The following is a 13,202-nucleotide window of genomic DNA, read 5'->3' on the forward strand; positions in this document are numbered from 1 at the left end:
ACTAATTTAACTGAGTTTGAAGGATGAGCGTGTAAAACATAAACACCGGTCGGCTTCAGTTAAAGCTTCATGTTTGGCCGGTTGATATTCATAAATAAGGGTTTAACAAGCTTTTAACAACTAACTGAATAAAATAGAATTAATTTTATCTGCATGAGTAATCGCAGCATCAGAATGGTTATAGTTCTTGGAGTAATTTCATTACTCTCCATTCTGGTTATTCAGTTATTCTGGATTAAAAAAAACATTGAGTTTCAGGAAAAAAATATTGAGTTGCAGCAGCGGCAAGATAGTATCAGCATAAAACAATTCAATGATAATGTAACTGTGGCTTTAAAAAATGTTGCCACCGAAATTCAGCGCATCAACCAACAGCCAGGTGATTTGTACGGTAATGTTAGGCAACTAACACCAAATTATTTTACCGTTGAATTGCAGGACACGGTGATGCCCTACCTGCTTGAAACATTGCTGAAAAAAGAATTTTACCATCAGAATGTGGAGCAGGATTTTCAGTATGGTATTTATGATTGTTATTTGGACAGTATCATTTATGGTAATTATATCCGCTTTGTGGATGATTCAACTTTTATTACAGATTTTTCTAAAGATGCAGAGAAACTGAGACCTGCGCTGCAAATTAAACTCAATTCTGATGCCCATTATTTTACGGTATTCTTCCCTAAAATTGGTTTGGAATTGTTGGCTGAAACACCTGATGCAGTTACTCCGTGGTATTATTTATTTGCAGTAATTCTTGTTGTACTTGTTTTCTTTTCATTTTCTGTCTCCGTGATTCTAAAGCAGAAAAAATTATCAGAAATTAAAAATGATTTCATTAATAACATGACTCATGAGCTGAAAACACCAATAGCTACTATTCGCATCAGTAGTGAAACATTATTAAATCTTGATCAACAGAAAGATGAATCAGATAAATTGCAGCGATATGCAGGCATTATTTATAAAGAAAACAAACGATTGGAACAGCAGGTGGAACGCGTTCTCAATATTGCAAAATTAGACAAGCATGAAATAAAATTAAAGATTGAAGTTTTTTGTATTCATGAAATAATAGAAGAGGCAAAAGAGAATTTTGAGTTCAATCAATTAGAAGAAACCGGTGGAAAAATATCCATTGATTTAGCTGCGACAGAACATTTGGTTGAGGCTGATGTGGTGCATGTTACCAATGTCATTTACAATTTGCTGGACAACGCAGTGAAATATTGTGAAATTACACCGGCAATCAGAATCAGCACCCGCAATGCAAAAAATAAAATTTATATAACAGTAACAGACAACGGAAAAGGAATTTCTCGCGAGAATCAAAAATATGTTTTCGATAAATTTTATCGTGTTTCAACCGGAAATTTGCATGACGTGAAAGGATTTGGATTAGGATTATATTATGTGAAAACGATCACAGAACAATTAGGTGGATCGGTGGATGTGAAAAGCAGCCTAGGTAAAGGGTCAGAATTTACCGTATCATTCCCCGTAAAAACCATAACAACCACCACCATTTAACCCGCACCCACCGTAGAGACGCGATACCATCGCGTCTCCCGGGGGGGGATTTTTTTTTTGGGGGGGGTTGAATAAACAGAATTTATTTGGGGAGGTTGAATAAACAGAATTTATTTGGGGGGTTGAATAAACAGAATTTATTTGGGGGGGTTGAATAAACAGAATTTATTGGGGGGTTGAATAAACAGAATTTATTGGGGGGTTGAATAAACAGAATTTATTTGGGGAGGTTGAATAAACAGAATTTATTTGGGGGTTTGAATAAACAGATTTTTTTTGGGGGGTTGAATTAACAGAATTTGTTTGAGGTGAATTAACAGAATTTATTTGGGGGTGCCAATATCCAAATAGAATAATTTTGGTTTGGGGGGGGGAAATATCCCAAGTGGATTAAATAAAAAAAAATATGAAAGAAAAAATAAAAATATTGTTGGTTGAAGATGATTACAACCTGGGTTTTGTTGTTCAAGATAAGTTGAAGGAGAATGGATATGATGTACAATTGTGTACTGATGGAGTAGAGGGTTTAAAAAAATTTGGTGAACATCCATATCAGATGTGCATATTGGATGTGATGATGCCAAGGAAAGATGGATTCACGCTTGCCAGAGATATTCGTAAGGTGAATAAAAATGTTCCCATTCTTTTTTTGACGGCTAAAAATCAAGCTGAAGACAGAATTGAAGGATTCAAAGCCGGCGCAGACGATTATCTGACGAAACCTTTTTCAACAGAAGAATTTTTGTTGCGTGTACAGGCTATTTTGAAGCGAGTTAATTTGGTGAAAGAAGAGGAGGAACCAAAAAGTTTGGTAGTAGGAAAAATTATTTTCGACACAGAGAATTTCGTTCTTCGTTATTCAAATGGTGAAACGCAGAGTCTTACCAAAAAGGAAGCGCGCATATTACAGTTGCTGGTTCAGCATGTAAATAAAGTTTTGCCTCGTGATATTGTTTTGAATTCCGTTTGGGGTCAAGATGATTATTTTGTGGGACGTAGTTTGGATGTTTTCATCACCAAACTGAGAAAGTATTTAAAGCCTGATGAAAAGGTGTCTATTCAAAATGTGCATGGTGTTGGATTTAAATTAACCGTAGAATGAATCATGCATTGACCTGGACTGATTTTGAAAAGGTAGATATAAGAACCGGCACCATTCTGCAAGCTGAGATATTTGTTGAAGCTAAAAAACCTGCGTATAAATTGCAGATTGATTTTGGCGAATTAGGAATTAAAAAATCAAGCGCTCAAATAACGGTTCATTATGTGCCTGAAGAATTAATTGGTAAACAAATTGTGGCGGTGGTTAATTTTCCACCCAAGCAAATTGGACCTTTCATGAGTGAGTGTTTGGTGTTGGGTGTAGTTGACGGCAATGGCGGAGTTGTTTTGCTGCAACCGGACAAGGAGTGCAAAAATGGGTTGCGGGTTGGTTAATATTTGTTACTGTTACTTTCTTCAAGGTTTGAATTATCCTTTTATGCGCCCCGTATATTTTAATCTGATCCCCGTAATCTTGTTTATTTCTTGCGACCATACGGAGGAATTAAATGACAAGACAGTAAACAAAGAAATAGATCCAACAATTGAAGAGCAAAGAATTGACACGCTGCCTAACTCAAGTGAGCTTATAAACTACGTTGACAGCGATGGATTAAAACAGGGTAAGCATGTTCTGACAAATTCGAAAGGAACGGTTATAAAAATTGAAAATTTTCAAAATGATACACTAAATGGATTTTATTTCAATTGGTCAGGTATAAAGGAAGAAGGGAATATGAAAAATGGTAAGAGAGATGGTATCTTTTTTCAATATTATAACAAGAAACAAATTTTGTATATACAAAACTTTAAAGACGATAGCTTAATTTATTTTGTTCCGTACGAAGCAAATCAATCTGTTGTTGTTCCTCACAAGCACCTTCTAGTTTATGTTGACTCCTTGTATCTGGAAGTTAATCATCCTCAAGGAGGAATTTGGTACGAAGGGTTCTTCCGAAATAGCCAACCGGTAGGATTTCATAAGGTGTATTATGAATCTGGAAATATTCGTGGAACAATTAATTATGACCTTGGAACTTTTGATGAATTTGATTCCGAAGGAACAAAAATTATTGAGGATAAAAACATTCCTTTTCCAATCAAGAAACATAAAACATCCAACGACTAAGTTCTCTCCCCCGTAATAATTTTCCCAATCTTTGGTGGTTCGTATTTCGCCATGGCTGCCAGCAATGATTTTGCATTATCAGCGTGTACCATGAGCAGCAGGTGTTCAGGTTTCAAAAATCCATGGCTTGTCATTTGTTGCATGAAATGAATCAAATCATCATAGTATCCGGCCACATTTAAAATTCCAATAGGTTTTTGATGCAATCCCAGTTGTGCCCAGGTTAGTATTTCAAAAAATTCTTCCATGGTACCTATGCCGCCGGGCAGAATGATAAATCCTTCAGCCAGCTCATTCATCTTCATTTTGCGCTCATGCATGGTTTCAACGCGAATCAGTTCTGTGAGCCGGTGATGTGCAATTTCTTTTGTGCCTAAAAATTCCGGAATAACACCGGTAACTTCACCGCCATTTTCAAGCACTGCATCAGCCACAGTTCCCATAAGGCCAATGGATCCGCCCCCATAAATTAATCGGATATTTTTTTGCGCAAATAATTTTCCAAGTTCCTTGGCAGCACAGGTATAATCATCAGCATCTCCTGACGATGATCCGCAAAAAACAGTTATTTGATTGAATTTATTTATCATGTAGCTTAGTATAAAAATAGTAGGCGATTACGTTGTTCAAGCTTATCAAACCATTACATGTTGAAGTGGTCACAATCCTTGAATTTACTGTTATTCCGCCTATTTTGTATACATATTGTGTGCGCCCGGCATTTCTCTTAGTTCATAATTTGTACTTCGTCCACCACTTGCTTCTTTTTGTAAGATATCCTTCTTTATCAAATCTTGAATGTCTCGAAGAGCAGTATCTTGTGAGCACTTATTAATTTTTCCCCATTTTGAGGTTGTCAACTTTCCATCAAATCCATCAAGAAGTCTATTTATTATTTTTTGTTGCCTATCATTGAGAATTGTGGTGGAATGTCTTTTCCAAAATTCTGCTTTATGAAGTATTTTCGATAAAGTCCCTTCTGTGGAGTCAATAGCATTTATTAGACATTGCAAAAACCATAAAATCCATTCTGTTATATCTGAATTTCCTTTTTGTGTTTTTTCAAGTTTTTCATAATACTGTTTCCTTTCGACTCTAATCTGCGCTGACATACTGTAGAATCGCCTAATACTTTTGTCAGAACGTGCCAATGTCATATCTGTAATTGCTCTTGTAATTCGCCCGTTTCCATCGTCAAATGGATGGATTGTTACGAACCATAAATGGGCAATAGCAGCTTTTAGAACCAAATCTATTTCTTTCTCGTTTTCAAACCAGTCTAAGAATCTTTTCATTTCTGGTTCTATCCTGTCTGAGTCTGGAGCTTGATAGTGAACTTTTTCTTTTCCCATAGGTCCAGATACAACTTGCATTGGACTAGTCGTGTCTTTTCTCCAATCTGCAACTGTGATTTTATATAGATTACTCCAGCCAGACGGAAACAACGAAGCATGCCAACCAAATAATCTGTCTTTAGTCAACGGCAAATCATATCTTTGTGTAGCGTCAAGCATCATTTCAACTATTCCGTCAACATGGCGTTCCGATTCCACTGCTCCGGCAATATCAATGCCTAGTCGACGAGCAATTGAAGAACGTACTTGTTCAATTTCTAAAAACTCACCTTCAATCTCAGAAGATTTTATAACATCTAAAGTAAGAGTATCCAAAACCGCTTCATTCTGCAAATCAAAACCTAGTGATTCCATTTTACCAAGAAGTCTGCCCTGTTGATTTCTGGTTTCACCAAGTTTTATCATCACTTTCTTATTATCCCAAGTGAAGTCTGTCCAGTTTCCTTTTTCGTGTATATAAATTTTCATTCTCCGCAATTTGTGCGACAAATATACCTCTTATTCTCCGCAAATAAAATTTTCTCCGCAGAATATGCTCAGATTAAAGTTATTTATCTCCGCACTTTCGTTTTTTTTTTTTTTGCTTCGTAGTAAAGCTTGGCTAAATATTGTTGCGACTGTCGTTTGATTAAAGGTACTAAATTGATGCTAACCGAGAAGCTAGGCAAACAAATTTTTAAAACCGATAGAAATCGGTTTTTGATTGAGAAATTTTTGCTTCACTCGCGGGTATATGAAACTTAAACAGGGAGAAATAACACGACAGCGCAATTACATTTTAACCTTTGTTGTAAGTAGTTTTTTTACTATTGGTTCGGTTCCTATATCGACCAATACATTTACACAATCATTTTCTCCGCATACAAAATATTCGTCGCAGCCGCGAAGTGCGTTTTGTCAAAAAACCGCCAGTCAATTCTTCCAAATCGGTCCAACCTCCTTCAATAATTTTGTAAATATTTTTTCCGGAGAACACTTCTTGCGACCAATAAGAACATAAATCACCTTCGTCCAAACAACGAAAACCAATGGGTCGAGGGAATATTATTTCGTATTGATCAATCGGTGAACACTTGTAAATAATTCGCAGTTCGTCAAGGTTGTAATATAATTCAAGCACTTCGCAGTTTTTGAATTCATTCAAATCGCAATGGAACACTTCAAGAACAATTGGTCGAATTGCCTTGTTTTTTTTTCTCCGTTATTATTTTTAAAAATATTCATGGAATTACTTATATCATCAGAGGTTGTATTCATTTCCGTCTTGCACGCATTCTACGTTTTCAAATGCTTGCGCTGCCTCATCTTTTAATTCATCTGTACCATCAAAACGCGCTGAAAAATGACCGAGCAGTAATTTTTTTACTCTTGCTTCTTTGGCAATTTTACCGGCATCTAAGGCAGTTGAATGTTTAGTTGCCAAGGCTCGGTCACGCTGCTTTTCAGTAAATGTTGCCTCATGGTAAAGTAAGTCTACCTCTTTCACCCATTCGGCTATTTTTGCGTAGTATTTTGTGTCTGTACAAAATGCGTATTGCATTAATTTTTTAGGAGCAAGGGTGAGTGCATCATTTTTTATAATCTTTCCGTCTCTTTCTATATCTGCCCCGTTTTTTATTGCCCATATTTCTGATCGGCTAATTTGATATTGAGTTATTTTGTCCTTATCAATATTCCGCTCTTTTTCTTTTTCTGCAAATAAAAATCCATAACAAGGTATCCGGTGCTTCACCGGAAAAGCATAAATCTCCAATAGATTATCTTCAAAAATGAGTGTTTTTGTTTTGCATGAAATGATGCGGAACTCAATCTCATAGTCTAATGAAACTCCCGTGAGTTCAAATTGAAATTGAATAAGTTTTTCAAGATCTTGCGGACAAAAAATAATCAACTTTTGTGTTCTTCCTAAAAGATGCATGGAAGCAAGCAAACCGAAAATACCCAGAAAGTGATCACCATGCAAATGAGAAATTAATATGTATTGAAGACGCTGAAACGGAACCTTGAATTTTCTGAGTTGAAGTTGTGTGCCTTCTCCGCAATCAATTAAAATTCTGCGTTCATTGAAGTTGATGTATTGTGATGTGACGGCACGCTGCAGAGTGGGTACTGCAGATCCTGAGCCAACGATGACGAGTTTGAAAGACAAGTGATAGAGATTATTTTTTCTTTTTCTTTTTTTCTTTTTTGGTACTCGTTTCAGTGGTTGTGGTACTGGTGTCAGTAGTATTGGTTGTTATGCCAACGCTGCCGTTTCCGGTATTTGAACCGGTGTTGGTTCCTGAACTATTGTCAACAGGTTTTATTTCTTGTGGAGTGCTGCTATCTTTTTTTTTCTCTCCTCCGTTCACTTCATTTTTATATAAAATTTTTGTGTTCTCATCTTTCTTACCAATTGCGCTGTTGATAGTAGCTTCTGTCACTTGATAATTGTTGTTCAGTTTTACAATGTGTTCATAATAAACCGTGATACCATCTGTTGTTTGAATATTTGACCAGAAATGAATCACGTAATAATCAGCACGCTCAACATAGGTATCTGCAGCAGTTTGTGCTTGTTGATAAGCGTCAGTCAAGCTTTGATGTTCTTTCGTGTAGGCATCCTCAGTGCCTTTGTATCTGCCGCTTGCTTTGTCATTTTCCAAATCAGTTACGCGCTCTTTGTAAGCTTTAGCGCGCATCACGGCAATGTAATATCCATCTGAATATTCGGCATGAAAATTTTCAAATTTATATTCGGAGTGTTTGTAAAAAACAGAATCTGCCCATCTAACAACTGCGGCTTCAACTTTAATTTTATCTGGGGCTGAATCTATTTCATCATCTTGTGCATGGCTTAAACTAAGTGTTGCCAAGAGGGTGGTAAGAAGGAATATTTTTTTGATCATGTTGAGTTTTTTTTGGTTTTAGTGTTGATCCAATTTTGATGTCTTATTCAAAATAATTTTCAAAAGGTGGTGTCAGATAGGTGCGCGAAATAATTTCAAAATAAGGTGAAAAATCAACCTGCATTGCTAATGTATCAGCAACCCCTTCTGTATTGACCTTTCTAAATTTATGAAAAATATAGTAACCACGCAGAAAGCCGTTCTCGCTTTTTTCATAAACAGGCGAAAATGCTACGTCTTCATAATGATACAAAGGATCTTTTCCGTTTAATCTGCTGCTTGTTGCCATAGATTGCGCAATTGACCCCGGATTAAATGTGCCACTCAGTCTCACTAATTCTGTGATGTATAAACAGTGAGCATAAAAACGTGATTTAGTTGTTATATCAGTACAGGTATCCAGTTTTGTTTTGTAAAATGAATAAAATTGATTGCTCATTTTTCTTGCTTCATTGATATCAATAGCATCAAACAAGGTAAATTCTTTGAAAAAATAATTGAAAGCCGTTTCAAGACTGGCGTCAACATCAGTTGACATAAGCGGATCAAAAGATTTTACACCCAAAGTATCATTCAGATAAAACGTGGCCTCAATGATATGAAATGCACTGTTGGTGTCACGAATGGTAAAGAAATGATCTATGGTAATGCTGCGTTCAATGCCTTGTTCTTCAATATATTTTTTGCGCTGATATATCATTGAATCTACTTCGGGTCCGGTGAGATTACCTGCATCTCTGTCCGCTTCAATTTCTTCCAGTGCGGCAATTTCTTGTGGCACGTGAATGACAATTTTTTTGAATCCAACTGAGGTGTATTGTGAAGTTCCTATTCCTGAGCGAATATAATTTTGAACTGATTTCTGCGCTTCACGTTGTAATGAAATTTCTTTTTCTTCTGGTTCAGGCGTAATAAAAAGATTATCTGCCCAAAAGCATCCGGATAGAGAAAAAGAAAGAAGTATAAAAATCAGGTAATTCTTTTTTGCAGACATATCAACTGCCGCATCAAAAATCATACCTATTGATTAACGAATCATGACCGGCATAACGAGCATGAGGATTTGCTCATGTTCATTCTCGTTGTAGCTTGGTAATAGAATACCTGCTTTATTAGGTTCGCTCATTTCAATTACTACTTCAGGCGTGTCAATATGATTCAGCATTTCCATCAGGAATTTAGAGTTGAATCCAATTTCCATATCGTCACCGCTATAGTTGCAGGTAAGTCTCTCTTTTGCCTCGTTTGAAAAATCAATATCCTCAGCTGAAATAGTAAGCTCACTGCCGGCAATTTTAATTTTTACCTGATGCGTAGTTTTATTTGAGAAGATAGAAACCCGTTTGATTGAATTCAAAAATGAAGGACGATCAACCGTCAAAACATTTGGGTTATGCGTTGGAATAACCGCTTCATAATTCGGATATTTTCCATCAATTAATCTGCATGTAAGTTCTGTAGCGCCCATTTTAAAATGCGCAGTAGTGTCATTGTAAAGCACTTCTACTTCTTCAGCCCCGGCAACATTTGACTTCAAGATGTTAAGGGGTTTTTTAGGTAAAATAAAATCAGCATGTGCAGATGCGCTACCATCAGTGCGTGAATATTTTACCAGTTTGTGTGCATCTGTTGCAACAAAAACTAATTTTTCAGGTGAGAATTGGCAAAGCACCCCACTCATTACCGGGCGCAATTCATCATTTCCGGTTGCAAACACCGTTTTTTCAATTGCTTTTGCAATCAATTCACCTTTTACTTTAATGCTGGCCGCATTTTTCAATTCGGGTGATTTTGGAAAGTCATCTCCGTTTTGCCCAACTAGTTTATATTTTCCGTAGTCTGATGAAATTTCAATTCCAAACGTAGCCGGGTCAATTAAAAACGCCAGGGGCTGATCAGAGAAATTTTTCAATGTATCAATCAATAGTTTTGCGGGAATAGCAATTTTACCATCTTGTTTAGCTTCATCAGGGGTCACGGTTGTTTTCATCGTGTTCTCCATATCTGATGCAGATATCGTAAGCTCTCCCTTGCTCAGTTCAAATAAGAAATTGTCAAGAATAGGCAATGAATTAGTGCTGTTTAGTACGCCGCCAATAGCCTGTAAATTTTTAAGTAATGCAGAACTTGAGATAATGAAATTCATAGTAGATATCTTTTTCTTTTTTTTGAAAGACAAATATACTTTGATAAGACGGCTGCCTGTCACCTGCACATCGGTATTTATCAACATGAAAAATAATCTGTTCAAAACTCTATTAAAGCCTGTGTTTATAAAGTTTTAGAAGAAAAGGATCTCTTGAAGAAAGTTTAAGTGTTAAAAAACTTTTTTTCAGGCTGACAAAAAAGAAGTAATTTTCACAAAACCCACTAACCTTGAAACGGAGTAAAACCGGCTTAGTATTAATTTTATTGCTGCTCTTGCTGAGTAACTTTGGTCGCGCTCAGATTTATAGCGGAATAGATGAGCTCAAGCCTTATTTTGCTGAACTTGAACAGCTGAATGAACAATTGCGCAGTGATCCACGGCATTTCACTGAAGGATATAATCAGTTACTGAAAATTTCAACGGCAAAAAAGGATAGTGCTTTACTGAGTTTTCTTTACGTTCTACAAGGGTCATATCATTTTTATCTGAGCAGCAAAGACAGTGCAGTGTATTATTTTGATCAGGCTGCTTTGATTGCGAATCAGATTGGCAACAGCCGCATTGAAATCACTGCAAAAGTGAGACGTGTCTTTTGTGATGAATATGAAAAATCAGCTCCTGAACTGGCAAGACAAATGGAAGAAATTTTTAAGTTGTCGCTGATTAGAAATGATACCATCAACATGATATATAGTTTGAATGGTCTTGGACTTTTCTATAGCCGCATGGATAGCACGGAGAAAAGTCTGCTTTGTCACAATTGGGCTTTATCGCTTTCTCAATCCGGCAATCATAAATTTGAAGAGGCATTTGTGCTCAATAATCTCGGTCTGCTTAAGCTGGAGTCTGGCTTGAAAGATTCGGCCTACACTGACTTTATGAGAGGGTTGAGTATTTCTAAAGACTTGAAAAATGATAGATTGGAATGTCACCTGCGTGAAAATCTTGGATATTATTACATGGAGCATGACTCATTCCCCGCGGCGGAGGCAGAGTTTTATTACGTATTAAAAATTGGAGAAGATCGCGGATTCAAAGATTTGGAGTTGTCTTCTCTTACTAATCTAGCTGGGCTTGCTCGAAGGCAAGAAAATTATTTCAGAGCAGATTCTTTATACCAACAAGCACTCATCATTGCTAAAGCTGAACGGATGTTTCATGCTGTTTCTCCTATCTATTTAGGCAAAGTTCAGGTCTACACTGAGCAACAACGTTTGAGTGAGGCTCTTTCTCTGCTTGATTCAAGCTTGGTGTATGCTGAGTTTTCTTCCTTACTCAATATCAGACTTGCTTATTTACAACTGAAATCTTCATTGTATGAGGCAATGGGTAATACGCAGTTGGCATTTGATTTTTATAAAGATTTTAAATCTCTCCAAGATTCAGTTGAAGAAAACGCGTCATTGGAAAGAGTAGCTGAAATGCAACTTCAATTTAATTCTGAAAAAAAGGAGAAACAGCAATTGAGAGAACGCAACAAATTAGTATTGCAACTCAAACAACAAGAACTGGATATGGCGCAGTTCAGGCAACGTTTATTTTTTATAATTGCTGTGTTTGTTTTGATTTTGTCTGCTATTCTCATTTACTATTATCGGCAGAAACAAAAAAGTGAACGAGAATTTTCTCATACCATCGTCAATAAATTGGAAGAGGAGAGAGGACGCATTGCTCGTGATTTGCATGATGGTATTGGACAAAGTTTGATCATACTTAAAAATAAAGTCAACAAAGGAACTGACAAAGTAATGAATGACCACTCACAAATTGATCAAAACTTTAGTGATTTGATTGAAGAAATTCGCGCTATATCTAGATCATTGATTCCGCCTGAACTCAAACGGCTGGGTTTAAAAAAAGCCATTGAAAACAGATTGACTGAAGTTGGAAATACCTCTGGATTATTTATCACCACTGAGTTGGAAGATTTGGATAAATTGCAAACTGAACCGCATCAAAGTTTGCGTATTTATAGAATAATTCAGGAATTAACCACTAATACAATCAAACATTCAGAGGCAACTGCGCTAAAAATTGAAGCCATTCTGGATGATAATGAGCTTACCATAATTTATCAAGATAATGGTAAAGGATTTGATAAAGAAAAATGGAAATCAAGTGATTCTTCTGTTGGATTAAGAAGTATACAGCAACGCTTGAATTACCTCAATGGAACAATTAAATTTGAAAAGCCTAAAAAAGGTTTTAAAGCAGTAATGAAAATAGAATTAAAATAGCATTATGGTTAGACTGTTGCTTGTAGATGATCACCCGATTTTTCGTAAAGGTCTTGCTGCTTTGATCAGCGATTCCATTCGTGACTGTGAAATTTTTGAAGCGGTAGATGGAAATGAAGCCATAAATACGCTGTCTGAAAATGTGTTGGATATTGCTGTTTTGGATATTGATATGCCTGAAAAATCAGGAATTGATGTGCTTGATTTTATTCAAGAACAACAGCTTCAGGTAAAGCCTGTTATTCTCACCATGCACAATGATGAACTTTTTTTTAATGAAGCTTTTGATCGTGGTGCCAAAGGTTTTATTCTCAAAGAAGATTCGTCTCTTGAAATCATGGACTGCATTGAAAATGTATTAAAAAATCAGATTTTTGTCAGTAAAAAACTTCTACATTTTTTAGACAATCGCCGAAATTTTACTCAAAAAATGGGAGCCATTCGTGAGGCTCTTTCTTCATTGACAAAAGCTGAATTGAATACGCTCAGATTGGTTTCTGAAAATAAAAGTTCAAAAGAAATTGCCGAATTACTTTTTGTGACTGAAAAATCAGTTGAAAATTACCGAAGTCGTATCTGTAAAAAATTAAATCTCACAGGAGGAAGTAATACACTTTATAAATGGACAGTTTCAAACCGTGACCTGATTAAGTGAGTTTGAAACGGTGTGCAATAAATAACAACAATTTGGTCAGGTTGTTATGAATAAAACTCACAAGCTTGGCTTGCTGAGGGGGATACCCCTCAATTCATTTAAAACGGTTGAACCGATTAAAAACAGTCGTAAATTGGGCTAAGATTTTAGAATAAAACGGTTGTTTAGTAGTTTTTTCAGCCGAAGTTTAGTTTGAAAAATTCTTTGGGTGGTTTTGC

The 13,202-nt window shown here is 36.2% G+C and carries 12 protein-coding genes; 6 read left to right on the forward strand and 6 right to left on the reverse strand.

Translation table 11 applies throughout. The features are described from left to right. Window positions 1-153: 153 nt before the first annotated feature. The 4 genes from IPH66_05440 to IPH66_05455 all read left to right on the forward strand — a co-directional run bounded on the left by IPH66_05440 (window position 154) and on the right by IPH66_05455 (window position 3,700). Window positions 154-1,530, forward strand: coding sequence for a HAMP domain-containing histidine kinase (locus tag IPH66_05440; protein MBK7128797.1), 1,377 nt, complete (start codon window positions 154-156; stop codon window positions 1,528-1,530). 406 nt (window positions 1,531-1,936) lie between these two features. Continuing rightward, window positions 1,937-2,632 (forward strand): response regulator transcription factor, encoded by a 696-nt coding sequence (locus IPH66_05445; protein ID MBK7128798.1) that lies wholly within the window; start codon window positions 1,937-1,939, stop codon window positions 2,630-2,632. After that, complete coding sequence (locus tag IPH66_05450; protein ID MBK7128799.1) at window positions 2,629-2,967, forward strand: tRNA-binding protein; 339 nt, start codon at window positions 2,629-2,631, stop codon at window positions 2,965-2,967. The genes IPH66_05445 and IPH66_05450 overlap by 4 nt, the downstream gene beginning before the upstream one ends. Window positions 2,968-3,010: 43 nt before the next feature. Continuing rightward, window positions 3,011-3,700 (forward strand): hypothetical protein, encoded by a 690-nt coding sequence (locus IPH66_05455; GenBank protein MBK7128800.1) that lies wholly within the window; start codon window positions 3,011-3,013, stop codon window positions 3,698-3,700. On the opposite strand, the gene IPH66_05460 is transcribed toward IPH66_05455, so the two are convergent. The 6 genes from IPH66_05460 to dnaN form a co-directional block, all read right to left on the reverse strand. Further along, window positions 3,697-4,290 (reverse strand): TIGR00730 family Rossman fold protein, encoded by a 594-nt coding sequence (locus IPH66_05460; protein MBK7128801.1) that lies wholly within the window; start codon window positions 4,288-4,290, stop codon window positions 3,697-3,699. The two genes, IPH66_05455 and IPH66_05460, sit on opposite strands and share 4 nt — an antisense overlap. A gap of 99 nt (window positions 4,291-4,389) precedes the next feature. After that, window positions 4,390-5,523, reverse strand: a complete 1,134-nt coding sequence (locus tag IPH66_05465) for a Fic family protein (protein MBK7128802.1) — start codon at window positions 5,521-5,523, stop codon at window positions 4,390-4,392. A 772-nt stretch (window positions 5,524-6,295) separates the two neighbouring features. After that, on the reverse strand, window positions 6,296-7,204 hold the full coding sequence (locus tag IPH66_05470) for a ribonuclease Z (GenBank protein ID MBK7128803.1): 909 nt from the start codon (window positions 7,202-7,204) through the stop codon (window positions 6,296-6,298). Window positions 7,205-7,214: 10 nt separating this feature from the next. Then, window positions 7,215-7,943 (reverse strand): hypothetical protein, encoded by a 729-nt coding sequence (locus IPH66_05475; GenBank protein ID MBK7128804.1) that lies wholly within the window; start codon window positions 7,941-7,943, stop codon window positions 7,215-7,217. A 43-nt stretch (window positions 7,944-7,986) separates the two neighbouring features. Beyond that, window positions 7,987-8,961: a hypothetical protein gene (locus IPH66_05480; protein MBK7128805.1), complete on the reverse strand. Its 975-nt coding sequence runs from the start codon at window positions 8,959-8,961 to the stop codon at window positions 7,987-7,989. A gap of 9 nt (window positions 8,962-8,970) precedes the next feature. Further along, complete coding sequence (gene dnaN, locus IPH66_05485) at window positions 8,971-10,089, reverse strand: DNA polymerase III subunit beta (GenBank protein ID MBK7128806.1); 1,119 nt, start codon at window positions 10,087-10,089, stop codon at window positions 8,971-8,973. 230 nt (window positions 10,090-10,319) lie between these two features. Here dnaN and IPH66_05490 point away from each other — a divergent pair, with 230 nt between their 5' ends. Then, a complete protein-coding gene (locus IPH66_05490; protein ID MBK7128807.1) occupies window positions 10,320-12,329 on the forward strand; it encodes a hypothetical protein in 2,010 nt (669 codons plus the stop codon). A 4-nt stretch (window positions 12,330-12,333) separates the two neighbouring features. Further along, window positions 12,334-12,984, forward strand: a complete 651-nt coding sequence (locus IPH66_05495; GenBank protein ID MBK7128808.1) for a response regulator transcription factor — start codon at window positions 12,334-12,336, stop codon at window positions 12,982-12,984. The last annotated feature ends 218 nt before the right edge of the window (window positions 12,985-13,202 follow it).

This window comes from Crocinitomicaceae bacterium, from assembly GCA_016708105.1.
Classification (GTDB): Bacteria; Bacteroidota; Bacteroidia; order Flavobacteriales_D; family Crocinitomicaceae; genus JADJGJ01.

Coding starts and splice junctions, on each gene's coding strand:
- IPH66_05440 (MBK7128797.1), top strand. CDS start 154: ATGAGTAATCGCAGCATCAGAATGGTTATAGTTCTTGGAGTAATTTCA.
- IPH66_05445 (MBK7128798.1), top strand. CDS start 1,937: ATGAAAGAAAAAATAAAAATATTGTTGGTTGAAGATGATTACAACCTG.
- IPH66_05450 (MBK7128799.1), top strand. CDS start 2,629: ATGAATCATGCATTGACCTGGACTGATTTTGAAAAGGTAGATATAAGA.
- IPH66_05455 (MBK7128800.1), top strand. CDS start 3,011: ATGCGCCCCGTATATTTTAATCTGATCCCCGTAATCTTGTTTATTTCT.
- IPH66_05460 (MBK7128801.1), bottom strand. CDS start 4,290: ATGATAAATAAATTCAATCAAATAACTGTTTTTTGCGGATCATCGTCA.
- IPH66_05465 (MBK7128802.1), bottom strand. CDS start 5,523: ATGAAAATTTATATACACGAAAAAGGAAACTGGACAGACTTCACTTGG.
- IPH66_05475 (MBK7128804.1), bottom strand. CDS start 7,943: ATGATCAAAAAAATATTCCTTCTTACCACCCTCTTGGCAACACTTAGT.
- IPH66_05480 (MBK7128805.1), bottom strand. CDS start 8,961: ATGATTTTTGATGCGGCAGTTGATATGTCTGCAAAAAAGAATTACCTG.
- dnaN (MBK7128806.1), bottom strand. CDS start 10,089: ATGAATTTCATTATCTCAAGTTCTGCATTACTTAAAAATTTACAGGCT.
- IPH66_05495 (MBK7128808.1), top strand. CDS start 12,334: ATGGTTAGACTGTTGCTTGTAGATGATCACCCGATTTTTCGTAAAGGT.